General features: G+C 69.7%; 16 protein-coding genes and 2 pseudogenes. 4 read left to right on the top strand and 14 right to left on the bottom strand.

Features of this window, described 5'->3' with window-relative positions:
* Window positions 1–62 precede the first annotated feature (62 nt).
* Window positions 63–2,654, top strand: a complete 2,592-nt coding sequence (locus tag AB0B76_RS51825) for a CHAT domain-containing protein (RefSeq protein WP_360391505.1) — start codon at window positions 63–65, stop codon at window positions 2,652–2,654.
* Window positions 2,655–2,664: 10 nt separating this feature from the next.
* Here AB0B76_RS51825 and AB0B76_RS51820 read toward each other — a convergent pair whose 3' ends face one another.
* From AB0B76_RS51820 to AB0B76_RS51805, 4 genes are all read right to left on the bottom strand, one after another.
* Window positions 2,665–2,952, bottom strand: coding sequence for a hypothetical protein (locus tag AB0B76_RS51820; protein ID WP_360391503.1), 288 nt, complete (start codon window positions 2,950–2,952; stop codon window positions 2,665–2,667).
* A gap of 14 nt (window positions 2,953–2,966) precedes the next feature.
* The gene (locus AB0B76_RS51815; protein ID WP_360391500.1) at window positions 2,967–3,473 is read right to left on the bottom strand and encodes a hypothetical protein; all 507 of its coding nucleotides are present in this window, start codon (window positions 3,471–3,473) and stop codon (window positions 2,967–2,969) included.
* Window positions 3,470–3,811: a hypothetical protein gene (locus tag AB0B76_RS51810; RefSeq protein WP_360391497.1), complete on the bottom strand. Its 342-nt coding sequence runs from the start codon at window positions 3,809–3,811 to the stop codon at window positions 3,470–3,472. Before AB0B76_RS51810 ends, AB0B76_RS51815 begins: the two co-directional genes overlap by 4 nt.
* Window positions 3,812–4,199: 388 nt before the next feature.
* Window positions 4,200–4,343, bottom strand: coding sequence for a hypothetical protein (locus AB0B76_RS51805; protein ID WP_360391556.1), 144 nt, complete (start codon window positions 4,341–4,343; stop codon window positions 4,200–4,202).
* On the opposite strand from AB0B76_RS51805, the pseudogene AB0B76_RS51800 reads away from it, so the two are divergent.
* Window positions 4,288–4,455 (top strand): annotated as a pseudogene (locus AB0B76_RS51800) (hypothetical protein); the annotation flags it as partial. The gene AB0B76_RS51805 and the pseudogene AB0B76_RS51800 sit on opposite strands and share 56 nt — an antisense overlap.
* A 259-nt stretch (window positions 4,456–4,714) precedes the next feature.
* On the opposite strand, the gene AB0B76_RS51795 reads toward AB0B76_RS51800, so the two are convergent.
* The 3 genes from AB0B76_RS51795 to AB0B76_RS51785 form a co-directional block, all read right to left on the bottom strand.
* Window positions 4,715–5,851 carry an alpha/beta hydrolase-fold protein gene (locus AB0B76_RS51795; protein ID WP_360391495.1) on the bottom strand — a complete coding sequence of 379 codons (1,137 nt, stop codon included), beginning with the start codon at window positions 5,849–5,851 and terminating at the stop codon, window positions 4,715–4,717.
* 522 nt (window positions 5,852–6,373) lie between these two features.
* Window positions 6,374–7,147 (bottom strand): polysaccharide deacetylase family protein, encoded by a 774-nt coding sequence (locus AB0B76_RS51790; RefSeq protein WP_360391551.1) that lies wholly within the window; start codon window positions 7,145–7,147, stop codon window positions 6,374–6,376.
* 275 nt (window positions 7,148–7,422) lie between these two features.
* Window positions 7,423–8,028 carry a hypothetical protein gene (locus AB0B76_RS51785; RefSeq protein ID WP_360391493.1) on the bottom strand — a complete coding sequence of 202 codons (606 nt, stop codon included), beginning with the start codon at window positions 8,026–8,028 and terminating at the stop codon, window positions 7,423–7,425.
* A gap of 233 nt (window positions 8,029–8,261) precedes the next feature.
* On the opposite strand from AB0B76_RS51785, the gene AB0B76_RS51780 reads away from it, so the two are divergent.
* Window positions 8,262–11,177: an AAA family ATPase gene (locus tag AB0B76_RS51780; protein ID WP_360391491.1), complete on the top strand. Its 2,916-nt coding sequence runs from the start codon at window positions 8,262–8,264 to the stop codon at window positions 11,175–11,177.
* 197 nt (window positions 11,178–11,374) lie between these two features.
* Window positions 11,375–11,971 (top strand): TetR/AcrR family transcriptional regulator, encoded by a 597-nt coding sequence (locus AB0B76_RS51775; protein WP_360391488.1) that lies wholly within the window; start codon window positions 11,375–11,377, stop codon window positions 11,969–11,971.
* A gap of 454 nt (window positions 11,972–12,425) precedes the next feature.
* On the opposite strand, the gene AB0B76_RS51770 is transcribed toward AB0B76_RS51775, so the two are convergent.
* The 7 genes and pseudogenes from AB0B76_RS51770 to AB0B76_RS51740 form a co-directional block, all read right to left on the bottom strand.
* The gene (locus AB0B76_RS51770) at window positions 12,426–12,725 is read right to left on the bottom strand and encodes a hypothetical protein (protein ID WP_360391484.1); all 300 of its coding nucleotides are present in this window, start codon (window positions 12,723–12,725) and stop codon (window positions 12,426–12,428) included.
* A gap of 117 nt (window positions 12,726–12,842) precedes the next feature.
* On the bottom strand, window positions 12,843–14,282 hold the full coding sequence (locus AB0B76_RS51765; protein ID WP_360391481.1) for an NAD(P)/FAD-dependent oxidoreductase: 1,440 nt from the start codon (window positions 14,280–14,282) through the stop codon (window positions 12,843–12,845).
* Between the two features lies 1 nt (window position 14,283).
* Window positions 14,284–14,841: a hypothetical protein gene (locus AB0B76_RS51760; protein ID WP_360391478.1), complete on the bottom strand. Its 558-nt coding sequence runs from the start codon at window positions 14,839–14,841 to the stop codon at window positions 14,284–14,286.
* Window positions 14,842–15,082: 241 nt separating this feature from the next.
* Entirely contained in the window at window positions 15,083–15,313 is a 231-nt protein-coding gene (locus AB0B76_RS51755) for a hypothetical protein (RefSeq protein WP_360391475.1), read from the bottom strand.
* Between the two features lie 55 nt (window positions 15,314–15,368).
* Complete coding sequence (locus AB0B76_RS51750; protein WP_360391473.1) at window positions 15,369–16,031, bottom strand: adenylate kinase; 663 nt, start codon at window positions 16,029–16,031, stop codon at window positions 15,369–15,371.
* Window positions 16,032–16,408: 377 nt separating this feature from the next.
* Window positions 16,409–16,680 (bottom strand): annotated as a pseudogene (locus AB0B76_RS51745) (transposase); the annotation flags it as partial.
* Between the two features lie 775 nt (window positions 16,681–17,455).
* Entirely contained in the window at window positions 17,456–18,001 is a 546-nt protein-coding gene (locus AB0B76_RS51740) for a hypothetical protein (protein ID WP_360391470.1), read from the bottom strand.
* Between the last annotated feature and the right edge of the window lie 4 nt (window positions 18,002–18,005).

Raw genomic sequence — 18,005 nt, 5'->3', positions numbered from 1 at the left:
GGGGTTGGGTATTCTCCTGGCGTCGGGTGCCTGCTCCCTGCTGCGCATCGGAGGGTGACCACGTGCTCATCGGTGGGCCGGAGTGGAACGCCGCTTCGACGGCGGAGAAGATCGACTTCCTGGACGCCGGACGCTCCAACATTTCGCCGACCCGGGACGCCGCGACCTGGGCCCGGGTGAGCCTGCTGCGCGCCGAACTGCTACGCGGCGACGACAGCGGTGATCCGGAGGCGAACCAGCTGGCCGCGGCCATCGATCTGGACTTCGCGGCCGTCGTCGCCACGATGGCCGACGACCGGATGCTGGTCGGGGAAATCCTGGCCGCCCAGGCCGAAGCCCTGCTCGAACAGTCGGGTACCACCGATCTGGAGACCGTGCTCGGGCTGGCCCGGCGAGCCATCACGTACACCAGGACCGCCGACCGCACGGTCACCGCCCGCATCTACCTCATGATCGGATTCTGCTACCTCCACCGCGGCGCGGGACTTCGGTGGAAGAACCTCGAAAAAGCGAAGTCCGCGTTCAAGATCGCGCTGCGGCTGGCGTCCGCGGGCGGGCTGCGCGACCTGGCCGTCACCGCGACCCAGGGACTCGGCGAGGTCTATCTCGTCCGGATCGAGGGCGAGCCGCTGCGCAACGTCGGTAAGGCTCAGCAGTGGCTGGAGCAGGCGTTTGAGCTGCACGAGCCGACGGCCACCCCGCCGGTCATCTCCTGTCTGCACAAGCTCGGGCTGGCCTACCTGGACCATCGCGGCGAACCGACCCGCGAGCACGTCGAGGCGGCGCTGGCCGCGGCCGCGGCCGCACTGGAGCACGTCGAGGTCGAGACCGATCCGCTGGCGTGGGCGCAGCTGCACCACGTGCTCGGCAAGGCGATGGCGATGGGCGCCGCCGACGCGGACGATCCTGACTTCGAGGCCGGTCTCGGCTGGATGGACCGGGCGCGGGCGGTCCTGGCGGACCTCGGCCTGGCCGACGAGTATGCGCGGGTGTCGTTCGACCTGGCGACCGCCCACCTGGCCCGCCACGACCTGGTCGGCAACCGCGCCGACGCCCAGCGCTCCGCCGAACGGCTACAGCAGGCGCTCACCGTCTGGCGGCCGCACAGCGCGGCCATGGAGTGCCGCGGCGCGGCGGGGCTGCTGGGGCACATGCTCGTCGCGCTCGACGACTGGCCCGGCGCGGCGGCCGCCTGGCAGGAGGCGGCGGATGCGCAGGAGGCCCTGCTCGACCTGTCGCCGGAGCGTCGGCACCAACGGCTCTCGACCCGCGGCGGCGGTGAGACCGTCAGCCTGCTCGCCTACGCCTATGCGCGGCTCGGCCGGCCCGAGGATGCGGCCGTGGCATTGGAGCAAGGGCGTGGGCGTACCCTGCGGAACCTGGTCGGCGTCCGGCAGCTCGCCGGGCGCCAGGACGACCCCGAGATCACGGCGGCCGCGTGGAAGGCCTACCGCGAGATGGATCGCGATGCGTTGGCCGAGCAGGGGTACACCGGCACGCTGCAACGGCTGCGGGCGGTCCTGCCCGACTTTCTGCGCCCGCCCGGCTGGAGCGACCTGCAGCGGTGGGTCCCGGCCGGCAAGGCCATGGTGTACCTGGCCGTTGCCGAGTACGGCAGTTCGTGGATCGTCCTGGCCCGCGACGCCGCCGGCCGGACGGTGGCCACGTCGGTCATCGTGGACGGGTTCGACCAGGAAAGCCTGCGTCTGCTGCTCGTCGGCGACGATGGCCGAGGCCGGCTGGCGGCGGCTTCGTTCGGTGACATGGACCGCTTCACCGACGTCCTCGATGCGGTCTTGGAGCAGCTGCGCGTCCTGGTCGAGCCGCTCGCGGCGGCCCTCGACGCGCTGGGCGTTCGCGAGGTGGTGCTGGTACCGACCCGCTTCGCCGTCCTCCTGCCGCTGCACGCGCTGCTGATCGAGCGCGCGACCGTGTCGTTCGCGCCGTCGGCCCAGATGTGGGCGGCGGCGGCCGCGACGGCCGAGGCCACCGCTGCGGTACCCCCGCGGCTGCTCGCCGTTGCGACGCCGGACGCCGACCCGCCGCTGCCGTATGCCCGGCTGGAGGCGCAGCAGGCGGCCGGCCGCTTCGGGCAGTCGACGATGATGTCCGACGAGCCCGTCTCCGCGCCGCAGATGCTGGCCGCCATCGCGGATGCGACACACGTGCACTTCGCCTGCCACGGGCAGGTCAATCTCGACGAGCCGCTGCTGTCCTCGGTCGAGCTTCCCGGCGGTCGCCGGCTACATCTGACCCAGGTCCTCGACTACGAGGGCGAGGCGATGCGATGCCGGTTGGTCGTGCTGTCCGCCTGCCAGACCGCGGTCGTCGTCACCCGCCCCGACGAGGCCTTCATCCTCCCGACCGGATTCCTCACCGCCGGGGCCGCCGGCGCGATCGCTACCCTGTGGCCGGTCGACGATCTCGCCACCTGCGTGCTCATGGACTGCTTCTACCGCCACCTCGCCGATGGTCAGACTCCGGTCGCCGCCCTCCGGGCCGCCCAGATCGACATGATGTCGATGCGCCTCCCCGCCGTGCTGGCAATCTCGTCCGCTCGCGGGGGATCCCCGAACGCCGCGACCGCCGCCGGCTCGCAGATGCCGTTTCGTCACCCCGCGTTCTGGGCCGGGTTCATCCACATCGGCGCATGACCGGGCACCGTCAACCAAACGGCTGGAGGCGCTCGATCGCCGCCGCGATCCCGACGTCGCGGGCGTCGATGAGCACCTTGCGCACCAACACCACCGCTTCGACCGATCGCAGGTGTGCCTCACGCTGCTCAGGCGCCTGCTGACTCATGGAGATCCCGGCCTGGATGAACCAGTCGAAGAGATCATCCATCCGCGGATCGAGCAGGCGGGGTTCGCGGATCAGGATCTCCCGCAGCTCGTCCGGGCCCGAGCAGTGGACGACGGCGATGACGATGTCCGCGAGCTCGTCGGTCGTCATCGGCGCCGTGGCCGTCACCGCTCCGCCGGACCGGCGAGCAGCCCCACGGCGTGCGCCTGGCCGGGGTCGGCGGGCCCGTACCACGTCATCCCTACCGCGGCCACCAGCAGCACCAGGCACACCAGCGCCAGTACGATGCCGGTCCGCAGCGCCACCGCGGTCCGCAGCGCCTCGTCATGATCCAGCGCCTCCCGTGACGGAACCTCGGCGACGCGCACCACGCTCGGCCGGCCGTGCGCCGCCCGCAGCAGCGTCAGCGCGCTGAGCGTGCCGGCGACCGCCGCACCCAGCAGCACCCACCCGACGGCAACCGCCCAGCCTCGGGTCAGCTCACCCAGATCGGAACGCCCCTTCACCAGCGAGAAACCGGCCAGGGCGGCGAGCAGGCCGCCGAGCCCGTTGCGCCACGCCCGCGCGGCCGCCCGAACTCGGACCAGCTCTGTCCTGATCAGCTGCCGCCGGGTCTTCGCCCGGCGAAGGTCCGCCAGTGACGCATCCGGTCCGGCCGCAAGACGAATCATTGCCCGTCCTCGTGCAGTTCGACGGTCCAGTACGCTCCGCATCCCAGTTGTCCCGCCGGGCGTCCGGGATGGTCTTCGTCGCAGGTGCACACGACGGTGTGGTACATCGGCTCAGCCGGCGCCGTCCGGCGCCGCGAGCGCTTCGTCCCCTGACGGAACACCGCTTCGAAGATCGGCACTGCGATGGCCGATGCGCACCGGGGACAGCGTCCATGCAGCATGACGATGCCGGTCCGCATCCGCTCCGCCGCGAAGGACGAGGCGGCGACCTCCGAGAACTCCGAGGCGGTCGTCTCCGTGTACGCCAGCAGTCCCGAACCCATCTCGCCGTCACTCACGATCGACTCCTGCGATATGCGACACCTGCCGATATCCATTGGACCAGTCGGATCATGGCGAAATCAATGGCGAATCAAGACAGCCGGCCGAGGCCGGCGAGGCCAGCCATCCGAGGTCACGCCGAAGCAGTGACGTCGTCGCGTCGCTGGAGCCCGCCAGCACGTCGACCACATGCACTTGGAGGACTGATGCGGAAAACAGCACCGCGGTGGCGTTGTGGACGTGCAACGGCCGGGCCAACCAGCAGTGGCGCATGAACGTGGGCGTCCGCGCGTACGACATCTACCGCGACAACGCCAAGGTCGGCGCCGTCACCGGCACCGCCACCTCCGCCCCCGCGACCGCGTTCGTCGACAGCGCCCTGGCCGCCAGCACCGCCTACCAGTACTACGTCGTGGCCCGCGACGCCCAGGCCAACGTCTCCCCGCACAGCAATGCCGCCACCGTCACCACCGGCGCGGCGTGCGGCAGCTCAGTGTGTCCGGTGACCCAGATCGCCACCGACACCGACATCCCGTGGGGCCTGGTCACCCTGCCCGACGGCACCATCCTCTACAACCGCCGGGACGCACACGACATCGTGCACCTCAACCCGGCCACGGGAGCGAAGACGAGCGTCGGCACCGTGCCCAACGTCGACAACACCGACGGCGAGGGCGGCGTGCTGGGCCTGGCGATCTCCTCCAGCTACGCGTCGGACCACAACGGCGGCCGGCTGCGCTTCGGCCCCGACGGCAAAGCAGCCTCACCAACGTGCAGATCTACTTCAATGGCACCTACGGCCGGCTGCGCACCGTCGAGCCGGCCCCGACGGCGGCCTCTGGCTGACGACCACGAACAACGGCGACAAGGACAGGCTGAGGCTCGCCGTGTCGGTGACCGAGCGGTCTGGCCGCCGCACGTCAATGCGGTGGGTCGTACTCCGCCATGCCGAGTTGGGTGCACAGTCGCGGCAGGATGTGGGCGAACGCGTCCGCGGCAAACTGCCAGTTGTGACCGCCGACGCCCACGTACGTGGCAGCGGGAATACCATCCCGGGTGGCCGCGGCGGTCATGTGTTGCGCTACCACGATCTTGGCGGGATCGTCAGCGCCCGCGCCGAACCAGGCGGTGACGCCCGGGAAACGGCGCGCGGCCAGCAGCAGGCTCGGGTCGTGAGCACGTTCGGCCGCGGTCGAGCCGCCGTACAACGCCATGAGGGTGTGCTGGGGATTGCCCAAGTTCGGTTTGGCGTCGCCACCGAGGTCGACGAGATGCTGGTAGATGCCCGGATGTCCGAGGACCAGGTCCAGCGAACAGGTCCCGCCCTCGGAGAAGCCCACGATGCCCCACCGGCCGGCGTCATGTTGGATGTGCAGCGTGCCGCTGATGAATGCGGGCACGTCCTGCGTCAGGTACGTCTCGGCGTTGCCTTGCGGCCCGTCGACGCACTCCGTGTCTCCGGTCGCTGAGCCGTTGTGGTCGACGATCACCAGGACCGGCGCAACCCCGTGATGCGCGGCGGCGATCGCGTTGTCGGCCGGGCGGCCGCCACCTGACGTCAGCCAGTTCACCGGGGTGCCCGGCGCCCCGACCAGCATCACCAGCACCGGCAACTTTGCACCGTCCGGACCGAAGTACGCCGGGGGCAGAAACACCATGCCCGGACGGTGATGGAAGTGTGAGCGGGTCGCCGGCGCATCGAGGGCGACGGTCACTCCGGCCGTAGCCGCGGCAGGGCGTGCGTTCGGATTGTTCAACATGGCCGTCGCCTGGTCGGTACCGATGACGCCGTTGTGGGCAAGCACGTCGCCGACGGTGGGCCAGATGCCGTACTGCTGGTCGATGAGCATGAACCCACCGGCCAAGGTCAGCGGCACGGCGGCGATCGCCGCGGCGCGCCGCCATCGGGCCGAGCCGTCCACCACGCCGCGCATCGTGAACGGCAGCCCGGCCACGGCGGTGAAACCCGCGAACACCCACACCGCGAACGACGGCGGATACGCATCGGTCACTGTCCCCGTCACCCGCAGCAGCAGCGCGATGGCGCCGACCGTCACGGCGACAGCCACCAGCAGTACCGGGAGCGTCCGGCGCCGCCATCGCCGGCCGGGACGTAGCCACGACGAGACCAGCAGGCCGCCGCCGAGCGTCTCGAACGCGGCCGACGCCCACGGGTTGAGCAGCGGCACATGATCGAAGGCGCGCAGCCAGCCGGCGACGGCCAGTCCCGTCAGCAGGCAGGCGGCGAGTACCGGGGCAACTCGAGCTCGGGGTCGTCGGTGCCGCCACCGCGGTACGGGCAACAGCTCGAGCTCACCGACTTGATCAATAACCACAGCGCGTCTCCTGCGGGCTCGGAGCACGCCGCACGCCGACCGCTCGATCCACATTCATGATGGGTCGCCGGCATCGGTCTGCACTCGCCGGAAACCCGCACAAGGACCTGCGGCAAGTCCGCAAAGACGGCTGAGATGGTTGCCGTGCGGATGTGGTGCTTCGCGCCCGGCCGGGTGCGGCCGACCGGGCTGATCTCCTACCTACTGCCGGTCGCTCTTCAGTACCCTGGCCTCAGCCCGGGTTCAGGGGTTGGCGAAGCGGTAGCCGGCGTCGAGGAGCCGCGGCAGTGCGATCGCGAGGGCGTCCACCGTTTGGTCGCGGCTTCCGCCACCGTCGTGCTCGAGGATGATCGCGCCCGGCACGGTCTTGGTGAGGATGACCTTGACGATCTGCTCCACTCCGGGCTGGCTCCAGTCCCGGGGGTCGACCGACCAATCCAGCGGGCGGATCTGCTGGGCGCTGCATTCCGCCAGCACCGTTTGCGACCATGCGCCGCCCGGTGCGCGGAACAGCGCCGGCCGGGTGCCGCCGCTCCCCTTGGCAATCGCGTCGCCGGCCTTGGCGATCTCGTCGCGTACCTTGCCGGCCGGCAGCTTCGCCAGGTCCGCCGGGTGGCTTTGGGTGTGGTTGGCGAGCTGATGCCCCCCGTCGTGCACGGCCGCGACAAGCTTGGGGTACCGCGCCGCCTGCCGACCGATCATGCAGAACGTGGCGGTGACACGGTGCTTTGCCAGAAGCGCCAGGATCTTCGGCGTGTACTGCGGATCCGGGCCATCGTCAATGGTGAGGGCGACGTCAGTGCCGTGGCAGGGCAGGTACAACTGGGGTCCGCCCGCGTGTTGCGCGCCGGCGGAGGTGACCGGGCACGTGTCCGGCACGGGTGGTTTGACCGCCGGAATCACCCACGACGGGTCGACGCTCGGCGTGGGAGCCGGGACGGCGCCGGCTGCACCGGCGTGCCAACTGGACCCGGACCCGCCGGCGCAGCCGGACAGCAGCGAGGCCGCCCCAAGCATCAGCACGGCACGGCGTGATAGCACCATCAGCGCCCCCGGACGAGCATGACGACGTCCGCACCATTCTGCACGACGCCGGCCCCGCAGGCATCAGGCGTCACCCGCATGTGCATGCGGCAAAGCCGCAATGCGCGGCACCCGGGCACCCACGCGGCGCGAGTTCATCCCCACGCCGCCCGGCCGCCAGCGGCGTGATGCTGGATGCCCTGCATGGCTCAGTAACCGTGCCAGTGCGGCGGCGGCGAAGGTGCGACGGATGCGCATCGGATGGCCTCTCAGTAGCCCTGGTCGTGCAGCCACCACAGCTGCAGCGAGCCGGCGGTGTAGCACGGCCGCTGCACGATGGCGACGTCGTTGTAGGTCTGGGCGGCGGCCAGCGTCAGGCACTTGCCGGTGTACTCGTTGCGGATCAGGAACGCGTCGGCGTACAGCACCGCCAGGGCCGGCGGGCCGCTGATCCGCGACGGGATGAACTGCCAGTTCTGGTGTGGGCCGTCGTTGCAGTCGTGCTGGCTGATGAGCGCGGTGTCGGCGGTGTCGAACGCGGCCACCTCGAGGCACTTCGGGCCGTAGTGGCCGAACCAGTCGTAGAGCAGGGGCCACGGCACGCTGTAGTTCGCGCCCTCGTGGAACCACTGCCGGGTGTAGACGCCGGAGTTGTCGAAGTAGTGGGGCAGGCATTCCCGCTGCACCGCGGGCAGGCCGTCGTCGTCGGTCCACTGCTCCAGGTCCAGGCACTTGCGGCTGTACGCGTTCTCGAGCTGGATCAGGAAGTGCATGGTGTCCGCCCGCGCCGGGCGGGCCGGGAGGACGACGGCGACGGCGGTGGACAGCAGCGCCGCGACGACCATGAGCACGGCGGAGGTACGACGAATCCTCATGGCATCATGATGCCAAAATGGCACTCAAGTTCCATATCGGAGTCGCTCATCTGACGTTCGTGCCATGGACCCTGCCGAGCTCGCCCGGATACGGAGAGTGGCAAACTTGATCTGGACGTGTCTCTGGTCTCGCTTGCCCTGCAGGGACGCGGTATGACGATCGAAGGCGCCGACAGGTAGAGCATCAGCTGCTCAGGGACGCCAGGTGCCTCAGAGCATGGGATCCTCGCGCGGTGATCGGTGCAGACTCTTCCTGGCCAATCGATCAGAGCCCCTTCGACGAACATCACCAGGACGGACATCCGGCAGGATCACGGCCTGTAGTCGACCTGCTAGACCGCACAGACGAGCTGGAGCTGATCGACTCGTTGCTCGCCGGGCGCAGCCACGTCGGTCCAAGCCTGCTGTTGCGCGGGGATCCAGGGGTAGGTAAGACCGCGCTGCTCGATGTCGCCGCGGCGCGGGCGGAGGCGGCCGGGATGCGGGTGCTGCGCGCCTCCGGGGTGGAGTTCGAGACCGAGATCAGCTTCTCGGCGTTACATCAGCTGATCTACCCGCTGAGTGACCGCGTCGATCGGCTCGCCGGCCATCACCGCGAGGTCCTTGACCAGATCCTCGGTCTCGCGGCGGGATCGCCGCAGGACCCGTTGGTCATCTCGACGGCCGTGCGCGCCTTGCTGCGCGAAGCGGCTGCCGAGCGCCCGCTGCTGGTGCTGATCGACGACGTGCCGTGGATCGACCGCGCCAGCGCCACGGTCCTGGGGTTCGGCGTCCGCCGCATCGGCGATGATCCGATCACGTTGGTCGCCGCCGCCCGTACCGGCGCCGACAGCATGTTCGACCAGGTCGGGCTGCCCGAGCGGGAGATCCGGCCGCTGGCAGCGCAGCCGGCGGCCACGCTGTTGGACGCGCGGTATCCGGACCTGGCGCCTCTGGTACGCCGGCGGTTGCTGGCCGAGGCGGCCGGCATCCCGCTCGCGCTGCGGGAACTGCCCGCCTCGCTGACCGACCGGCAGCGCCGCGGCCAAGACCGGCTGCCCGCGCTCCTGCCCCTGAACAGACGGCTGAAGGCATTCTTCGCCGCCCAGCTGCGAGCACTCCACGCACCGACCCGAGAGCTGCTGGTACTGGCCGCGCTGGAACCCGACGTCAGCCTGGCCACCGTCCGCACCGCCACGCAGGGCCGCGTGGACCTCGACGACCTCGCCCTGGCGCAGCAGGCGGGCCTGGTCCACGTGGACATGGACGTGGATCTCGTGTCGTATCGCTATCCGCTGATCCAATCGGCGATCGTGCAACTGTCGTCGCAGCGTGAGCGCCGGGCGGCGCACCAAGCCCTGGCCGCGGCCCTGACCGACGACCCGTCCCGTCGGGCGTGGCATCTGGCAGAGGCCGCGACCGGACCGGACGAGGCCGTGGCCCGCGCGCTGGACGAGGCTGCTCTGACCGCCTGGCGGCGCGGCGCCGTGTCCGGCGCGGCGACTCGAGCGTTGGACGATGCGACCGTTTCCGACCGGAGGCGCGGCGCTTTCTCCGCGGTGGCCACGCTGGTCCGCGCCGGTGAACTCAGCCCGTATCCAGCCGATCGGTGCCGCCGGCTGGTCGAGGCCGCTTTCCTCGCCAACATGACGGGTCAGTTCGACCAGGTGCCCCGGTTGTTGGCAGCCGCCGGGCAGGCACCGGACTCGCCGACCGGACTCGTCTTCTCCGTCACGGCCTACCTACTGACGGCTGTTGAGGGCGACGTCGATGCCGCCCACCAGTTGCTGGCTCAGGCACTGGATTACGTCGGCGACGCCCCCCGAGCCAACGACTGGGACTCCTACGGGATCCTGTTCACGCTGCTGCTCGTGGGCGTCTACGGCGCCCGATCCGAGCCGTGGGACCTGCTCAACGACGCGTTGGAACGGTTCGCCCCTGAGACCGTAACCCCGTTCCGTCTGTGCTACGACGCGTTCGTGGACCCCGCCCGCACCGCCGACACGGTCCGGGAGGGCCTCGCCCGCGCCTTCGCGGCGCCGCCCGCCGACGCTGCGCCCTGGCAGATCATTCCCCTGGCCTACGCGGCCGTGGGGGTGGATGCCCTGTCCGACTACCGGTACCAGGTCCGGCGCATGGTCGAACACGAACGCGTCAGTGGCGCCGTCACCATGGTCGTTGCCGGGTTGCTGCTGCTCTGCCTCGACTCCTACAACCGCGGGCAATGGGACGAGGCCGAGGCCCTCGCACGCGAGGGGCTGAACCTGGCAGCGGCCCACGGCTACCACCTTCTTGAGGGTCAGCATCGAGTTCATCTGGCATACATCGCAGCCTGTCGCGGGAACGTGGAGCTCGCCAAGACCCTCGACGAGATCACGACCTGGGCGGCACCGCGCCGCGTCGGGATGACGCTGGAGTCCGCCGGGCACACCCGCATCCTCATGGCGTTGGGACAGGGTGACTACGAAACGGCCTACGAGCATGCGTCGCGGGTCAACCCGCCCCGCGCGCCCAACTCCGGCGTCCCGGGCCGCTGGACGCTGCTGGATCTGGTTGAGGCGGCCGTCCGCACCGGGCGGACGGACCAGGCCCGCGCGCACGTTGCCGCCGCCCAACAGGCCGGCATCGACCGCATCTCCACCCGAACCGCATTGATCACTGCCGGGGCCGCGGCCCTGGCCGCCGACGAGGACCGGGCCGGCCCGCTGTTCGAGGCCGCACTGTCCCTGCCCGAAGCCGACCGGTGGCCCTTCGAACAGGCCCGCATCCAACTCGCCTACGGACAACAGCTCCGCCGCACCCGGGACACCACCCGCGCCCGCTCGCACCTACGCGCAGCCGCCGGCACCCTCGACCGACTGGGCGCCCGACCCTGGGCAACACGGGCCCACAACGAACTCCGCGCCACCGGGATCGCCACCATCACCGGACCGAATACCAGCGCCGTACTCACCGCGCAGGAACGACAGATCGCCGCGTTGGCCGCCACCGGCCTGACCAACAAGCAAATCGGCCAACAGCTGCACCTGTCCCACCGCACCGTCGGCGCCCACCTGCACCGGATCTTCCCGAAGCTCGGCATCACCTCACGCGCCGCCCTACGCGACGCACTGGAAACGATCACTCCAGGCGGCGAAGAGCACCCACCACAGCCGGCATCCCGACAGTGACGGCAGCGCCGCCGGGCGCGGTCACTCGCGACGCACAATGAACCGGGTCCCGAGCGGCCAGCCATCGCCGGGGCACGAGGAGACGGTCAGTTCCTAGATCTGCGACACGGTAGTCGAGGAATTGAACGACTGGTCTGTGCGGACCCAATCGTGTGGCGGTCTGTCAAGACCGAACGTTCTGTCGCTACCATGGACCTATGGCTCCCAGCGAAACCGAGACTCGGCCGTCGGAGGCACGACGACGGCTGCTCACCACGGCGATCAAGACCTTCTACGCGGAGGGGATCCACTCCGTCGGCGTCGACCGGATCATCGCCGAGGCGAAGGTGACTCGGGCCACGTTCTACCGGCACTTTCCAGGCAAGGAAGATCTCGTCCTCGCGTATCTGCAGGCAGCCGACCAAGCCATCCGCAACCAGGTGGACGAAGCCATCGCCTCCGGCCTACCAGCGACGGACGCCGTGCGGGCCGTTGCAGCGGGGATCGCCCAGGGCATCCAGTCCCCCGGCTTCCGCGGATGCGCCTTCTTGAACGCCGTGGCCGAGTATCCCGATCCCGACCACCCCATACACAAAGCCGTCCTCGCCCATCGGCAGTGGTTCCTCGACACGATCATCACCTTGCTGGCGCACATCCAGAAGACCCAGGCCGAGGCCGCCGCGCAACACTTCGTCATGCTCCGCGACGGCGCCATGGCAGCCGGTTGCCTCTTCGACCCGGTGCTGATCTGCGAGACCTTCCTGCGCGGCGTCGACGGACTCGTCCGGACTCATGCCGCACGCCAGCCATCCTGACTGGTCGGTCGCCGGATTACAGGACGTTGGCGGGTGCCGCGTCGTGCTCGGCCAGCCTGCCGGCCAGGCGGCAACCGCCGTCGGCTACATCAGCGCATCGCACTTCTCCCGCGACTACCGCGCCGCCTACGGCCGGCCACCCGTGCGCTGCCCGTAGACGCGTACGGTCGGCTGGCAGTGCATCCGATCGTGATGAGCCCGCTGAGCCTCCCGCCGGGAGAACGAGCCGTGTCCGGCGGGTCACCGGCCCAATCACTGTGTTCGGCTTCGCGGCCCGCCCTCGCATCAGGCCGCTCGTCGAGGTACATCCCCACGAGCGGATAGACGAGGGACCGGAACCGGGCCGTCACAGGCGGCCCGATTCCGCGCGGTCCTCGACTTCGGGTCTCGGCCCGGTGTGATCGGCGACAACCGCCCGGCCGCGAACTTCGGGACGCAGCCGGTTCGCTCGTAGCTACTCGATGTCCGAGAACAGTCCCGTGAGCGTTACCTGCGTCCCCGCGAGTCCGCCGAAGACGGCGCCGGCAACGGGCGTCGCGACCGCGGCGGAGGCGTCCTCGTAACTGTCGAAGTACAGGTCGAGCGTCCGGTACGCGGGGGTAGCGGTACCGTCCTCCTTCGGCCACACCTTGGCCGATTCAACCCGCCGCAGCTTCGGGAAAGTTTCCGCGGCCTGCCGCACGTCAGCGTAGACCTTCTCGAACTCGTCGGGGTTCGCGGGATTGCCGATGATCAACGTGATCTTGGTGGGCATGGTGCTCTCCTTACATGATTTTCGTGCGGGCCGCGATCAGCACGTCGCTGACAGGCGCCGGCAATGCGCCATGTCCCGCAACGAGCCGCGATGGGACGAGGCGTGCTCGGCACGCCGTCAGCGTCCGTACGCCTCCAGCAGGCGCAGCCAGACCTCGCTGACGGTCGGGAATGCGGGAACGGCATGCCACAATCGGTCCAGCGGAACCTCGCCGACGACCGCGATCGTCGCGGCGTGCAGCAGCTCTGCGACGTCCGGACCGACGAGGGTGCAGCCGACGATCACCTGCCGGACCTCGTCGACGACCATCCGGGCGTGTCCTTGGTAGCCATCGGCGTGCAGGGCGGCTCCCGCGACAGCGGCCAGGTCGTAGTCGACGACCCGGACCCGCAGCCCGGCGGCCTCGGCGGCGGCTGCGGTCAGCCCGACCGACGCGACCTCCGGGTCGGTAAAGACGACCTGCGGCACAGCACGCTCGTCGGCCGTGGCGACGTGCCGGCCCCACCGGCCGTCGTCGATCGCTTCGCCCTTGGCCCGCGCCACGATGACGTCGCCTACCGCGCGAGCCTGGTACTTGCCCTGGTGGGTCAGCAGCACGCGCCGGTTGACGTCACCGGCCGCGTACAGCCAGCCGTCGCCGACCAGCGCCCCGTCCTCGCCGACGACCCGCAACGTGTCGTCGACGACAAGCCAGGCACCAGGTTTCAGGCCGATCTTGTCCAGGCCGATGTCCTGCGTGTTCGGCGTACGGCCGGTCGCGACGAGGAGTTCGTCGGCTTCGACCTGCTCGCCGTCGGTGAGCGCGACGTGCACCGTACCGTCGCCGTTCCGCGTCACCGACACGGCCTGGGCACCGATGCGCACCGACACACCGGCCTCCTGCAACGACTTTGCGACGCGCTCACCGGCGAACGGCTCCGCCAGCGGCAACACACCGTCACGAGCAAGCACCGTCACCACGGCTCCGAGACTTGCGAACGCGGTCGCCACCTCCGAGGCCACCACGCCACCGCCGATGATCGCGAGCCGGCCGGGAACCTTGCTCGCCGCGGCCGCCTCCCGGCTGGTCCAGGGTGCCGCTTCACGCAGGCCGGTGACATCCGGGATCAGAGCACTACTTCCGGCCGCGACGACGACCGCATGCCGGGCCGTGAGTGAGATCGTGGCGCCGTCCTCGCCGGTCACCTCGACGACCCGGTCGGCGCTGATCCGTCCCTGGCCGCGGTAGAGCTTGATCCCGGCCGAGTCCAGCCAGGACACCTGTCCGTCGTCCTTCCAGTTCGAGGCGAAGGCGTCGCGGCGGCGCAGCACGGCGTCCGCGTCCAGGTCGCCCGTCACGGCCTCACGTGCGCCGGATAGCTGGCGGGCCGCCCGGAGCGCGTTCGCGCTCCGCAGCAACGCCTTGGTCGGCATGCAGGCCCAGTAGGAGCACTCACCACCGACCAGCTCCCGCTCGACGACGGCGGCACTCAGCCCGCCCTGCACGACCCGATCGGCGACGTTCTCCCCGACCGGCCCGGCGCCGATGACGATGACGTCGTACGTGGTGTCCTCCATGTCAGTTTCCCTTCACCGCACGGCCGAGACGGATGGCCGCGATGAGGAAGAAGATGGCGCCGGGGATGGCGTAGCCGACCGCGTTGGTCAGCGCCGGGTTGTCCGCGGACGCAGTCGCGATGAACGATCCACCGGCGATCACCGAGAGGCCACCACTGATGATCATCGGCCACTGGCCGCCCATCTTGCGTCGGGGAATAGCCACGGCCAGCTGAACCAGGCCGGCCACGACCGCCCAGGCGCCCCACACGCGCAGGACCGCCGGGATGCCGGACGCGCCCGCAACGGCCAGGCCGACCGCGGCGAGCAGGCTGATCGCGATGTTCACGTAGAGCAGGGTTGGCGATCCGGTAGCCCGCGACGCGCGGGCGTCAACGATGGCAGCGGCCACGTCGAACAGCGGGTAAAGCACGAGCAGCGTGGCGGTGAGCGGATTGAGGTCCTTGGAGAGCGGAATCATCACCAGGGCCCAGACGATCGCGAACGCGAAGCGGACGAAGTACAGGCGCCGCAAGGCGGACGCCGTCGTCGAAAAGCCGGGGGCGGCCACGGTAGTCATGGCGATCCTTTCGGTGGTTACTAACAGAGGCTGCGGCCCGCGGGTGCCGTCTTGGGGAAACACCACTTTAAAGAGAGAACGTTCTGTCTCTCATCACGATGCCGCGCTCGACGCAAGTTGTCAAGACGGAACGTTCTATCCGCCCCGATGTCCACGCGAGGATCTGGACCGTGCCGAGCGCAGGCCGCCCGCGTACCCGTCGCCGTGGCACTGTCCGAGAGGACTTCGTCCTGGAGACGGTCTACTGGGACACGGGCACCGCTCGGCTGTTGTCCCGCCTGCTCAAGGGCCCCTCGGCGGCGAGAGCAGCACCGGCTGGGACCTCTACCAATGGCGGCATTCCGGCCTCACGCACCTCGGTCGCCACCGGAACCCGAAGCCGCAGCCCGGGGGCGGCCCGCACGTGCACCTCGGCGACCACCGAGGAGTCGCCGATCCGCGCCTTGCGCTGCCCGGGAACGAGTTTGAGCACCGAACCGAAGCAGAAATCCCACCCGGGCCACCCAGCTCGTTCGGGATCGCCATCGTCACGTCGAGCAGCCCGTCATCAGCACGGGCGTGGCCCGCGGCTCGAGCGTTGCCGGTCGAGATAGCAGTGCCGGTATACAGATTGCCGGCCATGCCGGCTCCTCGAGCCGCTCGAGGACACGGGCGGTGACCTGGTCGGCCGTGCCCGTACCGTCGACGCTGACCAGGATGCCCCGCGCGGCGTAGCCGTCCACGACGGGCCGGGTCACCTCGTGGTAAAGCTTCAGGCGCCGGCGGATCACCGGCTCGGTGTCGTCGGGGCGGTGCTCGTCGGCGGCCCGGGCGAGCATCCGGCGTACCGCTTCCTCGTCATCGACGCGCAGGTGCAGCGCGGCGTGGGCGGTCATGCCGATCCTGGCCGCGGTCCGGTGTACCGCGCGAGCCTGCGCCCGCGTGCGTGGATAGCCGTCGAGCACATACCCGACGCCGGCGGCCTTCGCGCCGGCCATCGCCTCGCTCACAATGTCCCGCACGATCCGGTCCGGCACCAGCGCTCCCGCGTCCATGCTGGCGCGCACGGCCCGCCCGAGCGGCGTGCCCCGCTGGACGTGACTCCTCAGCAGGTTGCCAGTGGCAATGTGCAGTACGCCGAAATGCGCGGCGATCCGGGCGGCCTGGGTGCCCTTCCCGGCCCCAGGTGGCGCGATCAACACCAGCCGCATAGTCGGTCTCCTTCTTCAGTGACGTGCACCGGATGCGGTGCCTTTTGAATCCTGCTGCGGCCCGCGCCACCCCACATGTGTCAGATGACTGCTCCGACGCGGATCGCAGCCCGCAGCACCCCCGACGCCGGCCGGCAACTCGTCCGGTCCTGAGCCGTCCGCGCCGCGAACCCTTGACGAATCAACGCTTCCCGGAAGGGGGTGTACTCACCCGGCCAGCGGCCCGCTCGGCCGCACCGGATACCGATCCCTCATCGCCATGGACACGCCTCCTTCGAGAACCTCTCGGTGTGTTCGAGGTCGAAGCGGCGGAGGTACGCCGGCCAAAGTCTGTCCACATGCGACGGTGCCGCTCCGGTGCGGCGGAACCATAGCCGCCCGGGTTCCAGCGCGGCGATGAACGAGTACGGCCCGCCCGGGAATGTACCGGTCAGCGCTACGGCCACGGCCGTAGACGTGACAGAAACAACCGGTCTGGACTGGTCGCCGCGTCCGGTCGCAGCCACGGGCTGACATCGACCGCGAGCATCAGCCTGCCGTCAGCCGCCCTCGGCAACACGAGCCCGGCCTGCGTCGTCCGGAAGCGTTCGATATCGATGCGGCCCTCATTGAGCCCGTCGTACATGGCGCGGTGACCGCGCCGGTGTTCCGGCGGACTGATCAACAAATAAACGCAGGCCGCATAGACCGGAACCTGATTTACGAGCTCTACACGCCCGGCAGGGCGAGGAGCGCGGGCAGACTTCACCCTTTGAATCCAGGGTATCTTCACGCTTCGTCGACGTTTGAGATGTCTGGCGTGCGATGTTGGTTACGATATCGCCGAGCTGTCGCCGACCAAGGATAGAGGTCCGGATGAGATTCGCTAAACGACTTGCCACGCTTATGCTTGCCGGATTACCCGCGACCGCGTTGACGCTAGGAGTGTCAGCCCCGGCCGCCCACGCTCAGGAGGCACCGCAGCTCACGTGGACCGTAGACCGGACGTTCAGTGTTCTCCCGGAGGTCCGGCTCCCGGCGGGAGGACGGGGCGACGTCAGGATCACCGGTACGTACACGTGCACCAACGTCAATCTTATTTCTATGTTCGGCAGCATTGAGCAATCGATAAGGAGGAAGAGTACCGTCAGCGGTATTTTCGACTACACGGCCCCATCCAGTGACCACCCGGCGCCACGATGCGACGGCCGCGCACATACGTGGAGGACCGGCCTGCGCGGAGTCGAGCCGCAACGGGGCAGGTTCACCGATGGCACGGCGACGATCTTCCCGGCCGCCGCACCATCGGAGATCGACTACTGCGGTGGCGCCGTCTGCGGCCGGACGATTCCCGTCCAGCAGACGGTGCGGCTCAGAGTTCGCGACTGATGTCGCGGGCCGCGAATTCCGGCGCGGCGTGGGCGTGATCTGAACGCCGCACCGGCTCACGGCACCGGCACGTGCTCGACCTGGGCGTTGCCGAGCATGATGCTGACCCTGCTGCCGTGGTGCACCCAGTTGCCGGGGTTGTTGAAGACGAGGTAGTACGTGACGCCGGTCTTGTACGGGCCGGTGTGCGAGTGATCCATGAGGAGCTGGTGCACTACCAGACCGGACTCCTCGTCCACCACGGCCGGTGGTGTGCTCGGGTCGTGCAGGGTGTTCGCCCGCGCCGCGTCGACGACCTTGTAGCGCAGATCCACCAGACCGCCGTCGCCGGTCACCGCCACCTGCGTGATCTTCACGCCGCTGCGCTCCATCAGAGCGTCGGCGGTGACGACGGGGCGTTGCCAGGACGCCGGAACATTGCTCGCCGTCTGGTTCGCGCCACTGCCGAACGCATGCGACAGCCACAGCACGAGCCCCACGACCAGGATCGTCACGAGGACGCCGGCGAGGACGCCGAACCAGCGTGTCCGACCGCTTCCCCAGCGCCGCGGGCGCGGCGCCGGGGAGGCCGGCGTGGGTTTGCGGCCGGGGCGGACGGTCATGGGT

This window comes from Dactylosporangium sp. NPDC049140, assembly GCF_040648435.1.
The sequence above is the reverse complement of the archived record's forward strand: the minus strand, read 5'-3'. Positions and strand labels throughout refer to the sequence as shown.